At 69.7% G+C, this 17,916-nt stretch carries 18 protein-coding genes and 1 tRNA gene; 8 read left to right on the top strand and 11 right to left on the bottom strand.

Going from position 1 to position 17,916, the window contains the following annotated elements:
• Positions 1–54 precede the first annotated feature (54 nt).
• Together IEY88_RS20215 and IEY88_RS20210 are read left to right on the top strand one after the other, a co-directional pair.
• Positions 55–2,091: a bifunctional MFS transporter/dTMP kinase gene (locus tag IEY88_RS20215; RefSeq protein WP_189156338.1), complete on the top strand. Its 2,037-nt coding sequence runs from the start codon at positions 55–57 to the stop codon at positions 2,089–2,091.
• Between the two features lie 23 nt (positions 2,092–2,114).
• Positions 2,115–3,311: a DNA polymerase III subunit delta' gene (locus IEY88_RS20210; protein WP_189156337.1), complete on the top strand. Its 1,197-nt coding sequence runs from the start codon at positions 2,115–2,117 to the stop codon at positions 3,309–3,311.
• A 6-nt stretch (positions 3,312–3,317) separates the two neighbouring features.
• On the opposite strand, the gene IEY88_RS20205 is transcribed toward IEY88_RS20210, so the two are convergent.
• From IEY88_RS20205 to IEY88_RS20190, 4 genes are all read right to left on the bottom strand, one after another.
• Positions 3,318–4,055, bottom strand: coding sequence for an IclR family transcriptional regulator (locus IEY88_RS20205; RefSeq protein ID WP_189156336.1), 738 nt, complete (start codon positions 4,053–4,055; stop codon positions 3,318–3,320).
• Complete coding sequence (locus IEY88_RS20200; RefSeq protein ID WP_189156335.1) at positions 4,052–4,777, bottom strand: SDR family oxidoreductase; 726 nt, start codon at positions 4,775–4,777, stop codon at positions 4,052–4,054. The genes IEY88_RS20205 and IEY88_RS20200 overlap by 4 nt, the downstream gene beginning before the upstream one ends.
• A complete protein-coding gene (gene kduI / locus IEY88_RS20195; protein ID WP_189156334.1) occupies positions 4,774–5,601 on the bottom strand; it encodes a 5-dehydro-4-deoxy-D-glucuronate isomerase in 828 nt (275 codons plus the stop codon). Before kduI ends, IEY88_RS20200 begins: the two co-directional genes overlap by 4 nt.
• A 97-nt stretch (positions 5,602–5,698) precedes the next feature.
• Complete coding sequence (locus IEY88_RS20190; RefSeq protein ID WP_189156333.1) at positions 5,699–7,045, bottom strand: hypothetical protein; 1,347 nt, start codon at positions 7,043–7,045, stop codon at positions 5,699–5,701.
• Between the two features lie 108 nt (positions 7,046–7,153).
• Here IEY88_RS20190 and IEY88_RS20185 point away from each other — a divergent pair.
• A tRNA-Thr gene (locus IEY88_RS20185) sits at positions 7,154–7,227 on the top strand.
• A 92-nt stretch (positions 7,228–7,319) separates the two neighbouring features.
• On the opposite strand, the gene IEY88_RS20180 is transcribed toward IEY88_RS20185, so the two are convergent.
• Positions 7,320–7,976: an HNH endonuclease family protein gene (locus IEY88_RS20180; protein WP_189156332.1), complete on the bottom strand. Its 657-nt coding sequence runs from the start codon at positions 7,974–7,976 to the stop codon at positions 7,320–7,322.
• A 152-nt stretch (positions 7,977–8,128) separates the two neighbouring features.
• Between IEY88_RS20180 and IEY88_RS20175 the strand changes: the two genes are divergently transcribed.
• Positions 8,129–8,947: an endo alpha-1,4 polygalactosaminidase gene (locus tag IEY88_RS20175; RefSeq protein WP_189156331.1), complete on the top strand. Its 819-nt coding sequence runs from the start codon at positions 8,129–8,131 to the stop codon at positions 8,945–8,947.
• On the opposite strand, the gene IEY88_RS20170 is transcribed toward IEY88_RS20175, so the two are convergent.
• Both IEY88_RS20170 and IEY88_RS20165 read right to left on the bottom strand, forming a co-directional pair.
• Entirely contained in the window at positions 8,920–9,660 is a 741-nt protein-coding gene (locus tag IEY88_RS20170; protein WP_189156330.1) for an SRPBCC family protein, read from the bottom strand. The two genes, IEY88_RS20175 and IEY88_RS20170, sit on opposite strands and share 28 nt — an antisense overlap.
• Positions 9,657–10,262: an ArsR/SmtB family transcription factor gene (locus tag IEY88_RS20165; RefSeq protein WP_189156329.1), complete on the bottom strand. Its 606-nt coding sequence runs from the start codon at positions 10,260–10,262 to the stop codon at positions 9,657–9,659. Before IEY88_RS20165 ends, IEY88_RS20170 begins: the two co-directional genes overlap by 4 nt.
• Before the next feature lie 144 nt (positions 10,263–10,406).
• On the opposite strand from IEY88_RS20165, the gene IEY88_RS20160 reads away from it, so the two are divergent.
• Positions 10,407–10,580 (top strand): hypothetical protein, encoded by a 174-nt coding sequence (locus IEY88_RS20160; RefSeq protein ID WP_189156328.1) that lies wholly within the window; start codon positions 10,407–10,409, stop codon positions 10,578–10,580.
• On the opposite strand, the gene IEY88_RS20155 is transcribed toward IEY88_RS20160, so the two are convergent.
• From IEY88_RS20155 to IEY88_RS20145, 3 genes are all read right to left on the bottom strand, one after another.
• The gene (locus IEY88_RS20155; protein ID WP_189156327.1) at positions 10,562–11,524 is read right to left on the bottom strand and encodes a TIGR03617 family F420-dependent LLM class oxidoreductase; all 963 of its coding nucleotides are present in this window, start codon (positions 11,522–11,524) and stop codon (positions 10,562–10,564) included. The genes IEY88_RS20160 and IEY88_RS20155 overlap by 19 nt on opposite strands.
• A gap of 24 nt (positions 11,525–11,548) precedes the next feature.
• Entirely contained in the window at positions 11,549–12,244 is a 696-nt protein-coding gene (locus IEY88_RS20150; RefSeq protein ID WP_229693570.1) for an excalibur calcium-binding domain-containing protein, read from the bottom strand.
• A 118-nt stretch (positions 12,245–12,362) separates the two neighbouring features.
• On the bottom strand, positions 12,363–12,815 hold the full coding sequence (locus IEY88_RS20145; RefSeq protein WP_189156325.1) for a DUF4442 domain-containing protein: 453 nt from the start codon (positions 12,813–12,815) through the stop codon (positions 12,363–12,365).
• A gap of 174 nt (positions 12,816–12,989) precedes the next feature.
• Here IEY88_RS20145 and IEY88_RS20140 point away from each other — a divergent pair, with 174 nt between their 5' ends.
• Both IEY88_RS20140 and IEY88_RS20135 read left to right on the top strand, forming a co-directional pair.
• Positions 12,990–13,517 (top strand): MarR family winged helix-turn-helix transcriptional regulator, encoded by a 528-nt coding sequence (locus IEY88_RS20140; protein WP_189156324.1) that lies wholly within the window; start codon positions 12,990–12,992, stop codon positions 13,515–13,517.
• Positions 13,518–13,519: 2 nt separating this feature from the next.
• Positions 13,520–15,154, top strand: coding sequence for an MDR family MFS transporter (locus IEY88_RS20135; RefSeq protein WP_189156323.1), 1,635 nt, complete (start codon positions 13,520–13,522; stop codon positions 15,152–15,154).
• Positions 15,155–15,214: 60 nt separating this feature from the next.
• Here IEY88_RS20135 and IEY88_RS20130 read toward each other — a convergent pair whose 3' ends face one another.
• The gene (locus IEY88_RS20130; RefSeq protein WP_189156322.1) at positions 15,215–15,721 is read right to left on the bottom strand and encodes an inorganic diphosphatase; all 507 of its coding nucleotides are present in this window, start codon (positions 15,719–15,721) and stop codon (positions 15,215–15,217) included.
• 124 nt (positions 15,722–15,845) lie between these two features.
• Here IEY88_RS20130 and dacB point away from each other — a divergent pair, with 124 nt between their 5' ends.
• Entirely contained in the window at positions 15,846–17,903 is a 2,058-nt protein-coding gene (gene dacB / locus IEY88_RS20125) for a D-alanyl-D-alanine carboxypeptidase/D-alanyl-D-alanine endopeptidase (RefSeq protein ID WP_189156321.1), read from the top strand.
• Positions 17,904–17,916 lie beyond the last annotated feature (13 nt).

Here is a 17,916-nt window from a genome sequence, read left to right as displayed (position 1 = left end):
GACCTGGCTCACCACATCCGGTTACGCTGACCGCACGGGAGTGGCGACTTAGGGGTGACTGAAATTCAGGACGCGGACACACCGGCGACCGAGGCAGGCCAGGCAGGGCAGGCCCAGTCCAGCGTGTCCACGGTTCACCGGCTTCGATCGGTACTCGCCATCCGCCCGTTCCGGCGGCTCTGGCTCGTCACCTACCTGTGCAGCGTTGGTGACTGGCTGTCACTGCTCGCGCTGACCGGTCTCGTCTCGACGATGATGAAGAGCTACGAGTGGCAGTCGTTCGCGCTGCCCCTGGTCGTGCTCACCCAGCTGCTGCCGGGCATCCTCTTCGCGCCCATCGGTGGCGTGCTCGCGGACAAGTTCGACCGGCGCAAGGTCATGGTCGTCTGCGACGTCCTGCGCGGCTCGTTGTTCATCTCGATCGCGCTGGTCGGCTCCCCGATCTGGCTCTTCGTCGCGAACTTCCTGGTCGGCTGCTGCGCGATGCTGTGGATCCCGGCCAAGGAGTCGGCGGTCCCGAACCTGCTGCGCCGCCCCGACCAGGTGGAGTCGGCGAACCAGCTCGGCCTGGTGATGACCTACGGCATCTCCACGATCAGCGGCTTCGGCCTGTACTCGCTGATCTCGGGCATCCCCGCGTACCTGAACCTGCAGGGCGGGAACCTGGAGTTCACCATCGCGACGATCGCGGTGGTGATCAACGGCCTGCTGTACTTCACCTCGGCGATCCTGGTCGCGACCCGCCTGCCGGAGCTCTCCGGGCGTGTCTCCTCGACCCGTAAGAAAGACGACCAGGACAAGCTCGGGTTCGTCGCGATGTTCCGCGACGGCCTGAGGTTCGCCGGCCGGACGCCGCTGGTCCGCGGCCTGCTCATCGGCATGATCGGCGCGTTCGCCGCGGCCGGTGTCGTGATCGGGACGGCCAAGCTCTACGCGTTGTCGCTGCTGGGCGGGGCCTCGACGTTCGGCCTGCTGTTCGTGGCCGTGTTCCTCGGGCTTGCGGTGGGCATGGCGACGGCACCGCGGCTGGCCCAGCGCCTCGCCTACAACCGCCTGTTCGGCGTCACGATCGTGCTCGCCGGCATCTCCCTCGCGCTGGTCGCGTTCGCTCCGCACCTGTGGATCGCGCTGCTGACGGTGGCGCTGGTCGGTGCGTGCGCGGGCGTGGCGTTCCTGACGGGCCTCACGATCGTGGGCTCGCAGGTCGAGGACGACATGCGCGGCCGCACGGTCGCGCTGATCCAGACGTTGCTGAAGGTCGTCCTGTTCGGTGCCTCGGCCGGCGCGCCACTGCTGCTCACGTTGCTGCAGAAGCGGCAGGTCAGCGTGTTCGGCCACCCGATGGAGGTCGACGCCAGCCGTCCGGTGATGGTCGGCGGCGCCGTGATCGCGATCGTGCTGGGCCTCGTCGCGTACCGGCAGATGGACGACCGCCGCGAGGAGCCGGTGCTGTCGTCGCTGTTCGCGGCGATCCGCGGCCGCCGGCACACCAAGGGCATGCTGATCGCCGTCGAGGGCGACACCCGCGAGGACACGTCGGTGCAGGCCCGCCGCCTGGCCGCCGCGTTGCGCGCCGAGGGCCTCGACGTGCTGCTGGCCGCCGACCCCGAACACGACGAACGCCGTCTGCGCACGATGCTGTCGTCCGCCGAACTGGCAGGTGTGCGCGCGCAGGCTCTCGTAGCCGCCGCCGTACGAGCCGATGTCGTCGAACGGCAGGTGCGTCCCGCGCTCGAAGGCGGCTCCATCGTGGTGATGGAGCGCTACGTGGACTCACCGCTCGCGCACTTCACCGCGACGAGCACGCTGGAACACCAGGAGCTCGAAGGCCTGGTCGACTGGGCCACCGGCCGGCTGCGCCCGGACCTGACGATCCTGCTGGACCGCCCGGCGGTGGACGGCAAGGGCATCGGCCCGGAACACCACTGGCGCGTCCAGCGGCTGCTGAGCGAGATGGCCGCCGCCGCACCGGACCGCTACGTCGTGGTCGAGGCCGTCGGCGACACCGACGAGGTGGCCGACCGGGTCCGCTCGGCCGTGGTCCCGTTGCTGGCCAGGCGCAGGCGCGCGGTCCCCCAGGCCGTCGTCTGACCGCCCGCTGGAAGACTGCACCCATGAGCGTGTGGGACGAGGTGGTCGGCCAGCCCGACGCGGTGGCGACCCTGTCGGCGTCCGCGGAGGCCGCGGCCACGATCGTCGCGGGCGGCACCCCCGCGCCCGGCGTGATGACCCACGCCTGGCTGTTCACCGGCCCGCCCGGCTCCGGCCGTTCGTCCACCGCCCGCGCCTTCGCCGGCGCGCTGCAGTGCGCCGTGACGGACGACCGCCCGGGCTGCGGCGAGTGCAACGGCTGCCGCACGACGTTGCACGGCACGCACGCCGACGTGCGCGTGGTGGCGCCCGAAGGCCTGTCGATCTCCGTCGCCGAGATGCGCTCGCTGGTCCAGATCTCCGCCCGCCGCCCCACCTCCGGCCGCTGGCAGGTCGTGATCATCGAGGACGCGGACCGCCTGACCGAGGGCGCGGCCAACGCACTGCTGAAGGCCGTCGAGGAACCGCCGGAGCGCACGGTCTTCCTGCTGTGCGCGCCTTCCGACCACCCCGACGACGTGTCGGTGACCATCCGCTCCCGCTGCCGGCTCGTGTCGCTGGGCTCGCCCCGGCCCGCCGCCATCGCCTCGGCCCTGGAGACCGTCGACGGGGTGTCGCCGGAGATGGCGCAGTGGGCGGCGTCGGTGTGCGGCGGCCACGTGGGCCGTGCCCGCCGGCTGGCCGCGGACGAGCAGTCCCGTTCCCGGCGCGAGTCCGTGCTGCGCATCCCGCTGGCGCTGCGCAAGCCCGCCGACGTCTTCACCTGCGCGGACGAGCTGATCAAGGCTGCCGAGGAGGACGCCTCCACCGCCAACGAGTCGCGCAACGAGGCCGAACGCGAAGCCTTGGAGACCGCAATGGGGGCAGGCGGCACCGGCAAGGGCACCGCCGCCGCCACCCGTGGCGCCAAGGGCGCGTTGAAGGACCTGGAGAAGCGCCAGAAGTCCCGTGCGACCCGGACGCAGCGCGACTCGCTCGACATGGCGCTGGTCGACCTGGCCGGCTTCTACCGGGACGCGCTGGTGACCAAGACCGGGTCGGAGGCCGCGCTGATGCACCCGGACCGGGCCCAGGACTCCCGCACCGCCGCCGCGCAGTGGTCGTCCGAGTCGATCCTGCGGCGGATCGAGGCCGTGCTGGCGTGCCGGGAGGCGATCGAGGTCAACGTGAAGCCGCGCATCGCCGTCGAGGCGATGGTGACGACGCTGCACCGGGGCTGACGGCGGTCAGAGCCAGCCCAGCGCGGCGGACACCTCGTCCGCCGCCCGCAGCACCCGCGGCCCGAGCGCGATCAGCTCGGACAGCGAGTGCTCCATCGCCAGCGAAGACGCCGACAGCCCGCCGATCACCGCGCCCGAGTGGTCCCTGATCGCGGAACCCACACAGCGGACGCCCACCTCGTTCTCCTCGTCGTCGAGCGCGAACCGCGACCGCCGGACTCGCGTGAGCTGCGAGACCAGGCGGGCCGGCGAGGTGATCGTGCGCGGTGTGCGGCCCGGCAGGCCGGTGCGGGAGACGTAGGCGTCCAGTTCGGACGGGGAGAACGAGGCCAGCACCGCCTTGCCGATGGCGGTGCCGTGGGCCGGCAGCGACATGCCCGGGCGGGACGCCATCCGGTACGGCTTGTCGGCCTCGATCTTGTCCACGTAGACCAGTTCGTCGCCGAAGAGCACGGCCAGGTGCACTGTGCAGTCCGTCGACTGCTGCAATGCGCGCAGGGACGGCCGCGCTCGCTCCACCGTGTCCAGCGGCCGCAGGACCTTGCCTGCCAGGGCCAGCACGCGCGGGCCCGTCAGGTAGCCGTCCGGCGCCGCGGTCGCGAAGCCGCGGTCCACCATCGCCCGCAGGAGGCGGTGGACCGTCGACTTCGGCAGGCCGGTCACCCGCGCGATGTCCGCGATGCGCGAGTGGTCGGCGAGGGCCTCCAGCACGGCGAGCGTCTTTTCGACGGCGGTGTCGGTCATCTCGCCAGCCAGCCCCCGTCCACGACCAGGACGTGTCCGGTCACGTAGTCGGACGCGGCGGACGAGAGGAACACCGCCGGGCCCACGAGATCTTCCGGCGTGCCCCAGCGGCCTGCCGGGATCCGGGTGCGGATCGCGGGTTCACGGTCGGGGTCGGCCTTCAGCGGAGCGGTGTTGTTGGTTTCTATGTAGCCCGGCGCGATGGCGTTTACCTGCACGTTCGATCCCGCCCACTCGTTCGCGAGCACCTTGGTCATGCCGACCAGGGCGTGCTTCGAGGCGGTGTAGGCCGAGACCAGGATGCCGCCCTGGAACGACAGCAGGGACGCGATGTTCACGACCTTGCCGCCGCCGTTGGCGATCATCTGGCGGCCGCAGAGCTTCGAGATCTCGAACGCCGAGTCGAGATTGACCGCCATGATCCGCTGCCAGTCGGACAGCGAGACGTCGACGGCGGCGCCCCGGTGGATGGTGCCGGCGTTGTTGACCAGGACGTCGACGCGGTGCTCGGCCAGGACCGGTGCGAGCGCGGGCTCGACGGACGCCGGGTCCGCCAGGTCCACCGAGACCGTGGCCACGGCGGGTGCCACGTCCGACAGGTCGCCGCGGCCCACCAGGACCAACCGCGCGCCCGCGTCGTGCAGGCCGCGGGCGATGGCCCGGCCGATGCCCGTGCGGGCGCCGGTCACCAGCGCTGTCTTGCCTTCGAGGGAGAAGCTCATCGGAGCTCCGTCACGGCGACCTGGTCCATGTCGTCGTAGGCCTGGTTCTCGCCGCCCATGGCCCAGACGAACGTGTACGAGTGCGTTCCCGCTCCACTATGGACGGACCACGACGGCGAGATGACGGCTTCCTCGTTGCGCACCACGATGTTCCGCGTGTTCTGCGGTTCGCCGCACAGGTGGATCACGCGGTGGTCCTCCGGCAGGTCGAAGTAGAGGTAGCACTCGGTGCGGCGGTCGTGGGTGTGCGGCGGCATGGTGTTCCAGACGCTGCCCGGTGCCAGCGACGTCACCCCGAGCACCAACTGCGACGAGCGGATGCCGTCCGCGTGCACGAACTTGCGGATCTCGCGACGGTTCGCGGTGCTCTGGTCACCCGCGTTCATCACGTCGACCTCGTCGTAGCGCGCCACGGAGGTCGGGTACGAGGCGTGCGAGGGCGTCGAGAAGAGGTAGAAGCGGGTGTCCTCGTCGGTGGCGTGGAACTCGACGTCCTGCGAGCCCTGGCCGACGTAGAGGCAGTCGCGCGTACCGAGCTCGTGCCGGGTTCCGTCCACGGTGATCGTCCCGGTCCCGCGGATGGCGACCACGGCGAGCTCACGTCGTTCGAGAAAGTACTGCGATCGCAACGGGGAAGCGCTTTCCAGCCGGAGCGGTTCGCCCGGTTTCGGGGTCGCTCCGCCCAGGACGATGCGGTCCTCGTGCGTGTAGACGGTCCGGATCTCGCCCGGCACGAAGAAGTCGTCGACGAGGTAGTGCTGCCGCAACCCGTCCGTGTCGAAGCCCGGCAACTGCGCCGGGTGGGTCGAGTGCCTGGTCTGCATCGGTGGATGCCTTCCGTTCTGGCGGCGGAGGACACCGTGTCCGCCGACCATGGAACTACGTTCCGCGACACGGAACAAGCCCCGACCGGAAGGTTCGCTAGCCGCGTGACCTGCGCCGGGCCGGCAACGCCGCGAAGATCACCACACCGGCGAGCAGCAGAGCCGTGCCCGTCCAGAACAGCGGGATCGAGTTGTACGCGGCGTTCGTGTAGGCCAGTGGCGGCGCACCCTTGGGCGGTGCCGCCGGCGCACCGGGCTGCGCGGGCACGGTCGTCGGTGGCTGGGAGGTCCCGCAGATCACGCCACCCTGCGGCGCCGCGGCCCGCACGATCTGCTCACCGAGCGAGATCTGCGCGAGCGCGGACGGCAGGCTCGGCAGCTTCAGCTTGTCCGTCGGCAGCACCTGCACGTCGAGCATCCGGGCCGTGGCCCCGAGCTGGAACCCGCTGAACCCGTTGCCGGTGAACGCGGCCCTCTTCTCGTTGAGCCCCGCGATCTGCAGCTTGATCACGACCAGGTCCAGCAGCAACGGGATGTCGAGCGTCGGGTGCGCGGCGTCGAGCGTGCCGAGGTCCTTGCCGTTCTGGCTCACCTTCAACACCGGCGCGGTGTACGTGATCTTCGAGGTCTTCTCGTCCCCGGTGGCGGTGACCGTGAGCGTGGGCGGTGTCGCGACGTCGATCCTGATGCCGCCCGCCAGCTCGACGCTGACCGCCCGCATCGTCGACGTCGACTCGACCGCCTTGTTCTTGCTGCCCGGCAGGTCGACGAGCTTGACGACCGAACTTGCCTCGAACGCGTCCGGAATGCTGATCAGACTGGTCTTCGCCGGCAACGGCACCTCGGCCGGCAACGCGCTGAGCACCTCGAGCCCCGCAAGCGACGTCCTGGCCGTGGCCAGCGGACTGACGCAGGGCCCGACCTTCTCGTCCCACCGCGCGTGCACGCTGCCGTTCAGCACCTTGAGCCGCGCGAGCGGCGTCTCCGGAATCGGCAGCCCACCGTTCGTCGGCTGCGGGTTGTCCGGGATCGCCGTCTGCACCAACGTCCCCGGCGTCTGCGGCGCCCGCCCCGCCACCGCGAACCCGAACGGGTTGGCCTGCGTCACCACCCGCTCGGTGCTCAGGAACGCCTCGGTGTTGACCTGCGCACTCGCGAGCCCCAGCCCGAACTCGGCCACCGACTGCTTCGGCAACTGCTCGCCGAACCCGGGCAGGATCGTGTTCGTCGGCACCCCCTGCGGCCCGAGCCTGATGACGCTCAGCCCGGTACCGGCATCACCGACCGCGTGCGCGAGAGGCTGAGGTCCGTTCGGCGCCGACGCCGGCGGCTGGTTCGGATCGCGCGGCCCCGGCACCGGAGTGGTCGGAGGCTGGGCGAGCGCGGGCGCCGCGACGAGCGCGAGCAGCAACCCGGCCAGCGGCACGGACAACGAACGGCGCATGAACCTCTCCCCAGCGGTTAGGAGGTGGTGACGTCGGTCACGGTCCGTACAACGATGCCGACCCCCGTGAGTAACGCGGTTGCGGGTCGGTTATAGTTATCTCGTCTCGCCGCCTTAGCTCAGTCGGCCAGAGCAGCTCACTCGTAATGAGCAGGTCATCGGTTCGATTCCGATAGGCGGCTCGGTGAGACGGAAGGGCCAGGTCACTCGCTGACCTGGCCCTTCCGCATTCTTCAGTCCGATGCCAAATGCGCGCACCAACGCACCGAGAACGTCAACCGCACGTCGTGAGCGCACGCTCCAACGCCGAACGCTCCGCAGGCGCCACCGAAAGCCCATAAGCGGCCTTCACCGTCACGTAGATCCGCCCGTACGAGCACGCGTACCCGGCATTGGGCGGCATCCACTCGTCGGGCGTCTTGTCGCTCTTCGACTGGTTGACCTTCCCGGACACCGCGACGAGGTTGCGCAGGTCGTTGGCCGCGGCCAGGCGCTGCTCGGGCGCCCACGAGGCCGCGCCGCTGCGCCACATCTCGGCCAGGGGCACCACGTGGTCGATCTGGATCTTCGACACGCCGGTCACGCTCGTGCCCGTGTAGGGGTCGTCGAGCGTGCCGGCCTGGACGCCGCAGCGGCCCGGTTTGCGTTCCACGCCGGTCAGGTCGCGGGCCAGGACCTGGCTGCGTTGGTCGCAGCCGTCTCCGTCGGTGTCGAACCACGGCTGGCCGAAGACGCACGCCTTGCCTCCGGAGCAGTCGCGGACGTAGCCGTCGAGGCGTCCCGGCGTGTTGACTGGCAGCGCCGCGAGCGACGTGCGCGCGGTGACGGCGTCGAGGGTGCCCTGCGGTACCCGGTCCACCTGTGGTCCCGCGGAGGACAGGGGTATCGCGGAACAGCCGGTCAGCAGGACGATCAGCAACAACCAGCGCATGGTCTGGACTTACCCGTCGCGGACGGGCGTCATGGCCGCTCAACGGCGTAACCGCGGCCTCACGCTGGTGAGACACTTGGTGGAGCAGGCTGTTCCGCTCGACACTCGTCCTACCCGAAGAGGTTTGTCGACACGTGGATCTCGGACACCTGATGAAAACTGTTGCGGCACTTGCCGTTCTGCTCGCGCTCGTGCCGTCGTGCTCGAGCGGGCCGGACCTGCCGCCGCGCGAGTTGCCGCCCGCCGGCGGGCAGCTCGACTACCAGCTCGGCGGCGCCTACCAGCCGGACGTGCCGGTCAAGATCGTGGTGCGCGACCGCAGCAAGATCATTGACGGCCGGCGCTACAACATCTGCTACCTCAACGCGTTGCAGACGCAGCCGGGCACGATGGACGGCGGTCTCGACTGGTGGCGCAAGAACCACGACGACCTGCTGGTCAAGAAGCCGAACGGTGAGGTCGCGATCGACCCGGAGTGGGCGGAGGGCATCCTCGACATCTCCACCGGCGACAAGCGGAGCAGGATCCTGGAGATCCAGAAGAAGTGGATCAGGGACTGCAAGACGTCGTTCTACAAGGGCGTCGAGCCGGACAACCTCGACTCCTACACCAGGGCCGAGGGGGCGTTCGACCTCAATGCCACCAAGGAGTTCATGAAGTCGTTCGTGCAGTACGCGCACGAACAGGGGCTCGCCGTCGCGCAGAAGAACACGGCCGAACTGGGCCAGGCGGGCAAGAAGGAGATCGGCTTCGACTTCGCGATCGCCGAGGACTGCCAGGCACATGACGAGTGCCGGTCCTATCAGGACGCTTTCGGCAACGACTTCTTCCAGATCGAGTACACCGACGAGGGTTTCCGGAAGTCCTGCGCCGATCGCGGCGGACGGGTCTCCGTCATCCGCCGCGACCGGAACGTCGTGCCGTACGGGCACGACGACTACGTCTACGAGGTCTGCCCGCCGACGGTCTGATTCAGGAACGCCTGCCACTTCTCGGCCTGCCCGGTCGTGTCACCGAAGAGGTGGTGGCCGACGGCGTTGGTGCCGTGGAACCGGTAGATGCCCTCCGGGCCGCGCACACCGAGGAAGTTGTGCAGGTCGTTCTCGACCAGGTAGTCGACGACGCCCTTGACGCCGAACGGTTCCAGCACGACCTCGTCGCCGACCTGAGCGCCTTCGGGCACGCCGAGCGCCTTGAGCAGCACCGGCCAGTTGTTCGCGCCCTCCGGCTGTTCCGGCCACTGGGCGAACACGTACGTGCCGGGCCTGCCCGTGAAGTGCTTCACGTACTGGGCCATCGTGAACAGGTACATGTCCCAGCCCTTCGACTGCTGGTCGACGAACTCGTCGCCCCAGCCGTCGGCGAGGATGCCGGTGTGCACGAACCGCAGCACGGTCGTGCCCTGGTCACGGCCCTCGATCAGGTACTCCATGGCGTGGAACGTGCCGTCCTCGCCCTTGTCGCTCTGATAGGCGAGGTGCTTGCCGGGCTCCCAGGCCGTGATCGTCGAGGACTCCTGGAAGAAACCCAGGTCGAGCGTCATGCGGCCGCCCACGCGCCCGTCGACCGTGTGCGGGCCCATGAACCACGAGTCGATGCCCGGACCGGTCGCGATGGCGTCCCAGACCTCCTCCGGGGTTCCGTCGACCTCGACTTCCTTGCTGATCTCGAACTCGTGGGTCACGACTCGTCCTCCTTGGACGCGTTGGCGTTCACGCTCGGGTGCAGGGCGACGACGACGCGGTGCGGCCGCCCTCCTTCTGCCTGTTCGTCGTGGTACTTGGCGACCAGCTGGGTCATGAACCCGGCGAGCTCCTCGGCGAACGCCGCGCGGTCCGCCGCCGTGGCGAACCGGACCTCACCGTCCAGCGCGAAGGTCGCGAGCCGCTTCTTCGCCCTGGTCGCGCCCGTGATCAACGTGCCGACGTCGCGTACCAGCCTGGCCGAGACCGCCAGCAGCCACCGGGCGGACAACCGATCGGGCGAACGCGCCGGGTCGGGCTGCACGGCCGCGAGCGCGGTCGGGGAGATGACGTAGGACGCGGCGGTCGCCTGCAGCAGGCGCTCGTTCACGTTGCCCTTGCGCCGTTCCTCGACGAGCTCCACCAGGCCGTGCTGCTCCAGCGTGCGCAGGTGGTAGTTCACCTTCTGCCTCGGCAGGCCGACCTTCGCGGCGAGCATCGTCGCCGATCCGGGCTCCACCAGTTCCGCGAGCAGTCGCGCTCGCACCGGGTCCAGCGACACCTCGGCCGCGGACGGGTCTTCGATCACCGCCACTTCGAACATGGACCCAAGGTCGCACCGAAAACAAAATTAGTCAAGAACTGACTTGCTGTCGGTGACTTTGCTCCACCTGGGTGGCGTTCGACCCGGTACCGTAAGCGACGTCTCGATTGGTCGTTGCTTGTTCGCAACCCCTGAGGAGACAAGATGATCTTGATGCTGGTGCTGACCCTGTTGGCACTACCGTTCGCCCTGACCGCGGCCAACGTCGGCAGACGCCGGTGGATCCGCAAGCGGGGCGTCGCGAGAGTGCGCGCCGAACTCCGCGGGTTCCACGCGGAGCTGGCACGACAGGGCCTGAGTCACTTCTCCGGACGCTGAGCCGCGCTCGTCGACGGAGAGATCCGGGTGACGACGTCGCCGTAACGGTCCAGAAGCGCGGCCGTGACGCTCTCCGGGGTGCCGAGGACGCAGAACTCCGCCAGCACCTCGTCCGTGATCAACTCACTCATCTCCGCCCACTGCTGCCGCCGTGACATGCGGTGCAGCTCCTCGTGCAGCGCGCCCCACCCGTGCAGGTCCAGCACCGGCCGGTAGGCGGGCGTCGACCCGTAGAACGCGATCTGCCGCTTGACGTCCGCGACCTCCTGGTCGTTCGTCGCGGCGAACACCGGGCCGCTGATCTCGAAGCCCTCCAGCGTCTTCCCGGCCTTCTCCCGGCCACGCGCCAGCGCCGGCAGCGTCACCTCGCGCAGGTACCGCTCGGTCGTGAAGTTGTGGCACAGGAAGCCATCCGCGACCTCACCCGCCACCTCGGTCATCAGCCCGCCGACACCCGCGAGGTAGATCGGCGCGGTCCCGTGCGGGTTCGGGCCCGGGTCGAAGAACGGCGTCATCAGCGTGTGCTTGTAGAACTCGCCGCGGAACGCCAGCCGCTCGCCGGTCTCCCAGGCGTGCCAGATCGCGCGGATCGCCAGCACGAACTCGCGCATGCGCGCGGCGGGCTTGCCCCACGGCATCGAGAAGCGCTTGGTGATGTGGGCCTCTACCTGCGAGCCCAGCCCGAGGTTGAAGCGGCCCTCCGACAGCAGCCGGAGGTCGTTCGCCGTGGTCGCGACGGTCATCGGGCTGCGCGCGAACGCCACCGCGATCGCCGTGCCGAGCTCGATCCGCTCGGTCGCCGCGGCGGCACCGGCCAGCGCGAGGAACGGGTCGTGCTTGGTCTCGGCGAGCCAGAACCCGTCGTAACCCCGGTCCTCCGCCTGCCTCGCGATGGCCCCGGCGTCACCGGGGGTGTAGTCGACGGCACTGCTGTCCAGCTTCATGCCGCTGAGGTTATTGCGCGCCGGTCAGCGGTAGCGGGATTCGCAGGCGATGCCGTTGCGGTTCTCGTCGAGCTCGACGCGGTACCCCGGCCGGCCCCAGTAGAGCGGTGCCGCGCCGGCCCTGCGCGCGTCGTCGCAGGTCGCGTAGAAGACGGGCTTCGGCTTGGGCGGTGCGGGCGGCTTCGTCGTGGTGGTGGGCGCCGGCGGTGGTGGCGGCGGAGGCGGGGGAGTGGAGGTCTGCAGGGCGTCCTTGCCGCCGCACGGCGCTCCCCAGAGGCCCATCGGAACGCGCTGCGCTGCTCCCTCGGCCTCCCGCTGACCCGGCGTCGGGGTGCCGGTGGTGCGGCCCGCGCCGTTGCCCAGCGCGAGCAACGCGTAGTCGGTGCCGTCGGTGAGGCTGAGCGCGCCGGTGGTGCGGTCGTAGCGGACCTGCTGGCCCAGCAGCATGGCCTTGGCGAAGCTGCCGGCGGCGTCGGCCCAGCACGGTCCCGGCTGGGCGAGGGCGCTGACCTCGGCCTTCGAGCCGTCGGAGAGCATCACGGAGCGGCCGTCGACGATCGACGCCACGCTGATGCCGAGCTGGGCCGGCGGCACGGTGGCCGACGTCGACGACGCGGTCACCGGTGTGTCCTCCGCCGGCTTCTCGACGGCGACGGGCCTCGACTGCTGCACCTGCGCGGCACACCCCGCGGTGAGCAGGACAAGCACGACTCCGCCCACACTTCTCCACCCCGACATAGCCAGCAATGGTGCCTGCCCGGAGCGGTGTGGCCAAGGTTACGTATTTGGATCGGATCGGTTCACTTCGATTCCGAACCGAAATACGGAGACGCCCAGTTCAGCGGGCGGGCTTCAGCGTCCAGACGACGGTCATCTCACCGGTGGTCACGCCCTCGGCGTTGGTGATCGTGATCGTCACGGGGAACTCGGGCCGCGTGCCGGACTCCAGCTCGGCCAGGACCTCGTCCGCGGAGCGTCCCAGCACGGCCTCCGCGCGCATCGGGCCCATCGCGATCTTCTTGTAGGCGATCTCCGCGCGGACGGCGAGCGGCGTGGCCTTGGCGAGGTGCGCGGAGAACGCGGCCATCACGACGGCGCCGGACGCGGACTCGCCGAGGCCGAACATCATGGCGGCGTGCGGCCCGCCGATGTGGTTGTGCAGCTCCGGGGTGTCCGGCAGCGACGCGACGACGCGGCTGGCGGAGACCTCCTCGAACTCGATGCCCGTGGTCTTCACGTAGGGCACGGCCTGCTTCATGGCATCGGCGACGAACGACACGTCTTGGCTCATGAAACGCATGCTACCGGCGGGTAACCCGCGCGGCTACTCATCGGTAACCACTACTGGCCGCACCGGTACCACTCCTCTGTGGAGTGAGACTCGGAACTCACTTGCAATTCGGTGGACCGAGATGGATGCTTGTACCGAGCAACTAGTTGGGTGATACAAGCAACGAGGTGTCAGATGGTCGATCCGGGCAGGTGCACAGGCTTCGCCATCGACGTCGGACCCGAGCACGAGCTCGCGGACCGGGTCGGCATGGCGATGGTGCGGCTGAACAAGATGCACGCCCAGATGTCGCACCAGATGGCCAAGCAGGGCATGGACAAGTCCGCCTTCGTGCTCCTCGCGACGCTCTCCGGTCTCGGGGAATGTCGTTCGAGCGCGCTCGCGGAGGCGGTGCTCTCCGACCCGTCCACGGTCAGCAGGCAGGTGGCCGCGCTGGTCAAGGACGGGCTCGTGGAGAGGCGCGCCGACCCGGCCGACGGTCGAGCCAGCGTCCTCGCGGTGACAGAGGCGGGACGCACGCTCATCAAGAACCGGCGCCGGCAGCGCAACGAGGCCATCGAGCGGATGTTCGCCGAGTGGCCGGACGAGGACTACAAGCTTTTCGCGGAGCTGTTCGAGCGCTTCGTACAGGACTACGAGCGCACGGTTCCGGCGTTCATGACCGACCGCGGGACGGGGACCCGCGCAGGAGGGGAAGACTAGAAATGTCATCAACAACCGATGCGACACCCACGCCAGGGGTCTCCCTGACGCATCGCCAGATCATGACGATCCTGTCCGGTCTGCTGCTGGGCATGTTCCTCGCGGCGCTGGACCAGATGATCGTCGCCAGCGCCATGAAGACCATCGCCGACCAGCTGCACGGACAGACGCTGCAGGCTTGGGCGACCACCGCCTACCTGATCACCGCGACCATCACGACCCCGTTGTACGGCAAGCTGTCGGACATCTACGGGCGCAAGCCGATGTACCTCGCGGCGATCTCGCTGTTCCTGGTCGGCTCGCTGCTCTCGGGCATCGCGACGTCGATGTATGAGCTGGCCGCGTTCCGCGCGGTGCAGGGCCTGGGCGCCGGCGGTCTGATGTCGCTGGCCTTCGCGATCATGGCGGACATCATCTCGCCGCGTGAGCGCAGCAAGTACTCCGCCTACTTCATGGCCGTGTTCGGTACGGCCAGCGTGCTCGGGCCGGTCATCGGCGGCGTGTTCGCCGGTCTCAGCTCGTTCCTCGGTGTCACCGGCTGGCGCTGGGTGTTCCTCGTGAACGTCCCGATCGCGCTGCTCGCGCTGTTCGTCGTGGCCCGCGTGCTGAACATCCCGCACCAGCGGGTGAACCACCGCATCGACTTCGGTGGCGCCATCGCGCTGACCGTCGGCCTGGTGCCGCTGCTGATCGTGGCCGAACAGGGCCGTGAGTGGGGCTGGGCCTCGGGGCTGTCGATCGCCATGTACGTGATCGGCGTGGTGGGCCTGGTGGCGTTCGTGTGGGTCGAGAACCGCATGGGCGACGAGGCGATGCTGCCGATGCGGATGTTCCGCAACCACACGTTCTCGCTCGGCAACACGATCAACTTCGTGCTCGGCATCGGCATGTTCGGCGGCATGGTCTCCATCCCGCTGTACCTGCAGATCGTCAAGGGCGTCACGCCGACCACGGCCGGTCTGATGCTGCTGCCGATGACGTTCGGGATCATGTCGGCCACCGCGATCGCGGGCAAGGTCACGTCGGCGACCGGGCGCTACAAGATCTTCCCGATCATCGGCGCCGGACTGATGGCGGCCGCGCTGTTCCTGCTCAGCACCATCGGCACGGACACGCCGAGCTGGCTCGTCATGGTCTTCATGTTCATCATGGGCGCCGGCCTCGGCCAGTGCATGCAGACGCTGCTGCTGGCGATCCAGAACGACGCCGAGCCGCGGGACATGGGCGTGGCGACCGCCTCCGCGACGTTCTTCCGCCAGATCGGTGGCACCGTCGGTACCGCGGTGTTCCTGTCGATCCTGTTCAGCACGGTCGGCGACAAGATCGCGGAGGGCCTGAGGTCCGCGATGCAGACCGACGCGTTCAGGGCGGCCCTGGCCCAGAACCCGGAGTTCGCCAAGTCGCTGCAGAGCGGGTCCGGTGTGGACATCAACAACACCGAGTTCCTCAACCACCTCGACCCGGTCCTGGCGAAGCCGTTCCTCGACGGGTTCTCCAGCGCGATCGACACGGTCTTCCTGACCGGCGGCATCGTGATGATCGCGGCGTTCGTCCTCGTGTGGTTCCTGCGCGAGAAGCCGCTCTCCACCAGGTCGGGTCTGGAGCGCGTGGCGGACGCGGAGTCCCTCGCGGTCTGAGGTCTCGAAAGCATGAAAAAGAGGGAGCTGCTCCGAGCAGCTCCCTCTTTTCCGTGGGGCTTAGTGGAAGGTCTCGCCCCGAGCTTCGGCGTCCTTCAGGCGCTGGTACGAGCGCTTGATCTCGGCCTCGGCCTCGGTGCGGCCCACCCAGGACGCGCCCTCGACGCTCTTGCCCGGCTCCAGGTCCTTGTAGACCTCGAAGAAGTGCTGGATCTCCAGGCGGTCGAACTCCGCGAGGTGGTGGATGTCCCGCAGGTGCTCGTGGCGCGGGTCGTGGGCCGGGACGCACAGAACCTTGTCGTCGCCGCCCTTCTCGTCCGTCATGCGGAACATGCCGATCGCACGAGCGGCGATCAGGCAGCCGGGGAACGTCGGTTCCTGGACGAGGACGAGGGCGTCCAGCGGGTCGCCGTCCTCACCCAGGGTGTTCTCGATGAACCCGTAGTCGGCCGGGTACTGCGTCGACGTGAACAACGTGCGGTCGAGGCGGATGCGGCCACTCTTGTGGTCCACCTCGTACTTGTTGCGCACGCCCTTGGGGATCTCGATCAGGACGTCGAATTCCACTGGTCCTCGCTCATGTAGCCCATTCGTGATGCCCACTAGTGTGGACCACGACGCCTTGTCAACCCTCATCGGAGCGGCGGTTGGTGGGTGTGAGATTGCCCGTACCGAGTTGACGGAGGCCCACTTGCCGGACGAGCCCCAGTGGCCGACCGAGGACGACGACGCCGGGTCGGTCGCCGCCGCACAAGAGCCAACGGTGCAGGTCAGCCGCCCGTCCGTCGACCAGCCGACGATGCGTTTCCCGCTCGCCGCCGTGCTCTCCGCTCCGTCCACTCAGGAGCCGCTGCGCTCGTCGCCGGTCCGTTCCGCCCCGAACGCCGGGGGCTCCGGTCATGCCACGCCAGGTGTGTCGAAGGCCGGTTCCGGCGGCTCCGGCGGGCCTTCCGGTGAGAACGCCGGTGGGAAGTCTCACGGGGCGATTGGTCCAGAAGTCGGCCAACCTCGGGCCGTCCCGGTGCGCATCGAGCCGAAGAACGACCAGACCCGTGTAGTGCCGAGGCCGGAGCAGCGGACCGCGGAGCTCTCGGTCCCGCCCGCGAAGACCGCGCGCGTGGACCAGCTCCCGCACCTCGAGCAGTCCTGGTTCGACCAGACGGTCAGGCCCGACCCGCAGCCCGCGCCGCCTCCCCGTGCCCGCCCCGAGCCGTCGCGTCCGGAGCAGACCAAGCGCGTCGACCAGCTCCAGGCCCAGGCGCCCCCGCGGCAGGAGCCTCAGCGACCCGAGCAGCCCCGTCCGGTGCCGCCTCCCCGCCAGGAGCCCCGCGACCTCCCCGTCACCGGCTACGAGGAAGAGCCGGAGGACCGCCTCGCCGACGAGCCGAAGAAGAGCCGCAAGCCCCTTCTGGTGGTCCTGAGCCTGCTGGTCGTCGCGGCCCTGGCCGGCGCCACCGTCTACGCGGTCAACGAGCTCGGCGGCGCCGAGGCGATCGAGACCAGGCCGCCGGCCGCGCCCGCGAACGTCCAGCCACTGGTCAAGGCCGTCACCGCGGGCGGCCAGGCACCGACCCCGGCCGGCGTGCAACGGGCGTTGACCGGCCCCGCGGGCAACAGCGCGCTGGGCACGCTCACCGGCAGCGTCATCGACCCCGCCGGCGGCACCCCGCTGTGGCAGCAGGGCGACACCACGCCCGCGACGCCCGCGTCGAGCCTCAAGATCCTCACGGCCGCGGCGGCGTTGCTCAGCCTCGAGAAGACCGACCAGCTGTCCACCAAGGTCGTGCAGGGCGCGGAGCCCGGCACCGTGGTGATCGTCGGCGGCGGCGACCCGACCATCTCCGGCGCACCCGGCAAGTCGGTCTACCCCGGCGCCGCGACGCTCGACGACCTGGTCGGCCAGGTCAAGGCCAAGGGCCCGGTCACCAAGGTCCAGTTCGACCTCACCCGGTACACCGGCGAGGCGCTCGGGCCGCAGTGGGAGAGCGTGGACATCGCGGGCGGCTCGGTCGCGCCGATCGTGCCGTTCATGCTCGACGGCGGCCGGATCGACCAGTCCAACGTCAACGGCGCGCGCACCGGCAGCCCCGGCCAGGCGGCGGCGGACGCGTTCGCGCAGCGCATCGGGGCCCCCGGCGCCACGGCGGGCACGGCGCCGGCGGGCGGGCAAGTGCTCGGCGAGATCAAGTCGGCACCGGTCGAGCAGCTCGTCGACAACATGATGCAGATCTCCGACAACGTGCTCACCGAGGCCATCGCGCGCGAGATCGCCATCAAGACGGGCGGCGAGCCGTCGTTCGCGGGCGGCGTGAAGGCCGTGCGGGACGTGCTGACCAAGAACGGCTTCGACCTCACCGGGGCGAACTTCGTCGACGGCAGCGGGCTGTCCGCCACGAACAAGATCCCGGCCAAGCTGCTCACCGACGTGCTCACCACCGCGGCCAAGCCGACGCTGGACGACGCGCGCACCGCGAAGCTGCGGCCGTTGCTGACGGCGCTGCCGGTCGCGGGCGGCAGTGGCACGCTGGCCGGTCGCTACGGCGGCACCGCGGCGCCGGGCAAGGGCTGGGTGCGGGCCAAGACCGGCACGCTCACCGGCGTGAACGCGCTCGCCGGCGTGGTCGTCGACGTGGACGGACGGGTGCTCGTGTTCTCGTTCATGTCCGCGAGCAACCGCAACCCGGAGACCGAGGTCCGGCCCGCGCTGGACGTGCTGGCCGCCGCGTTGCGGGGTTGTGGCTGTTCGTAGCGGGCCGTGCGCA

The organism is Lentzea pudingi, from assembly GCF_014646255.1.
GTDB lineage: Bacteria > Actinomycetota > Actinomycetes > Mycobacteriales > Pseudonocardiaceae > Lentzea > Lentzea pudingi.
Note: the sequence above shows the minus strand (reverse complement) of the source record. Positions and strands in the feature narration are given on the sequence as shown.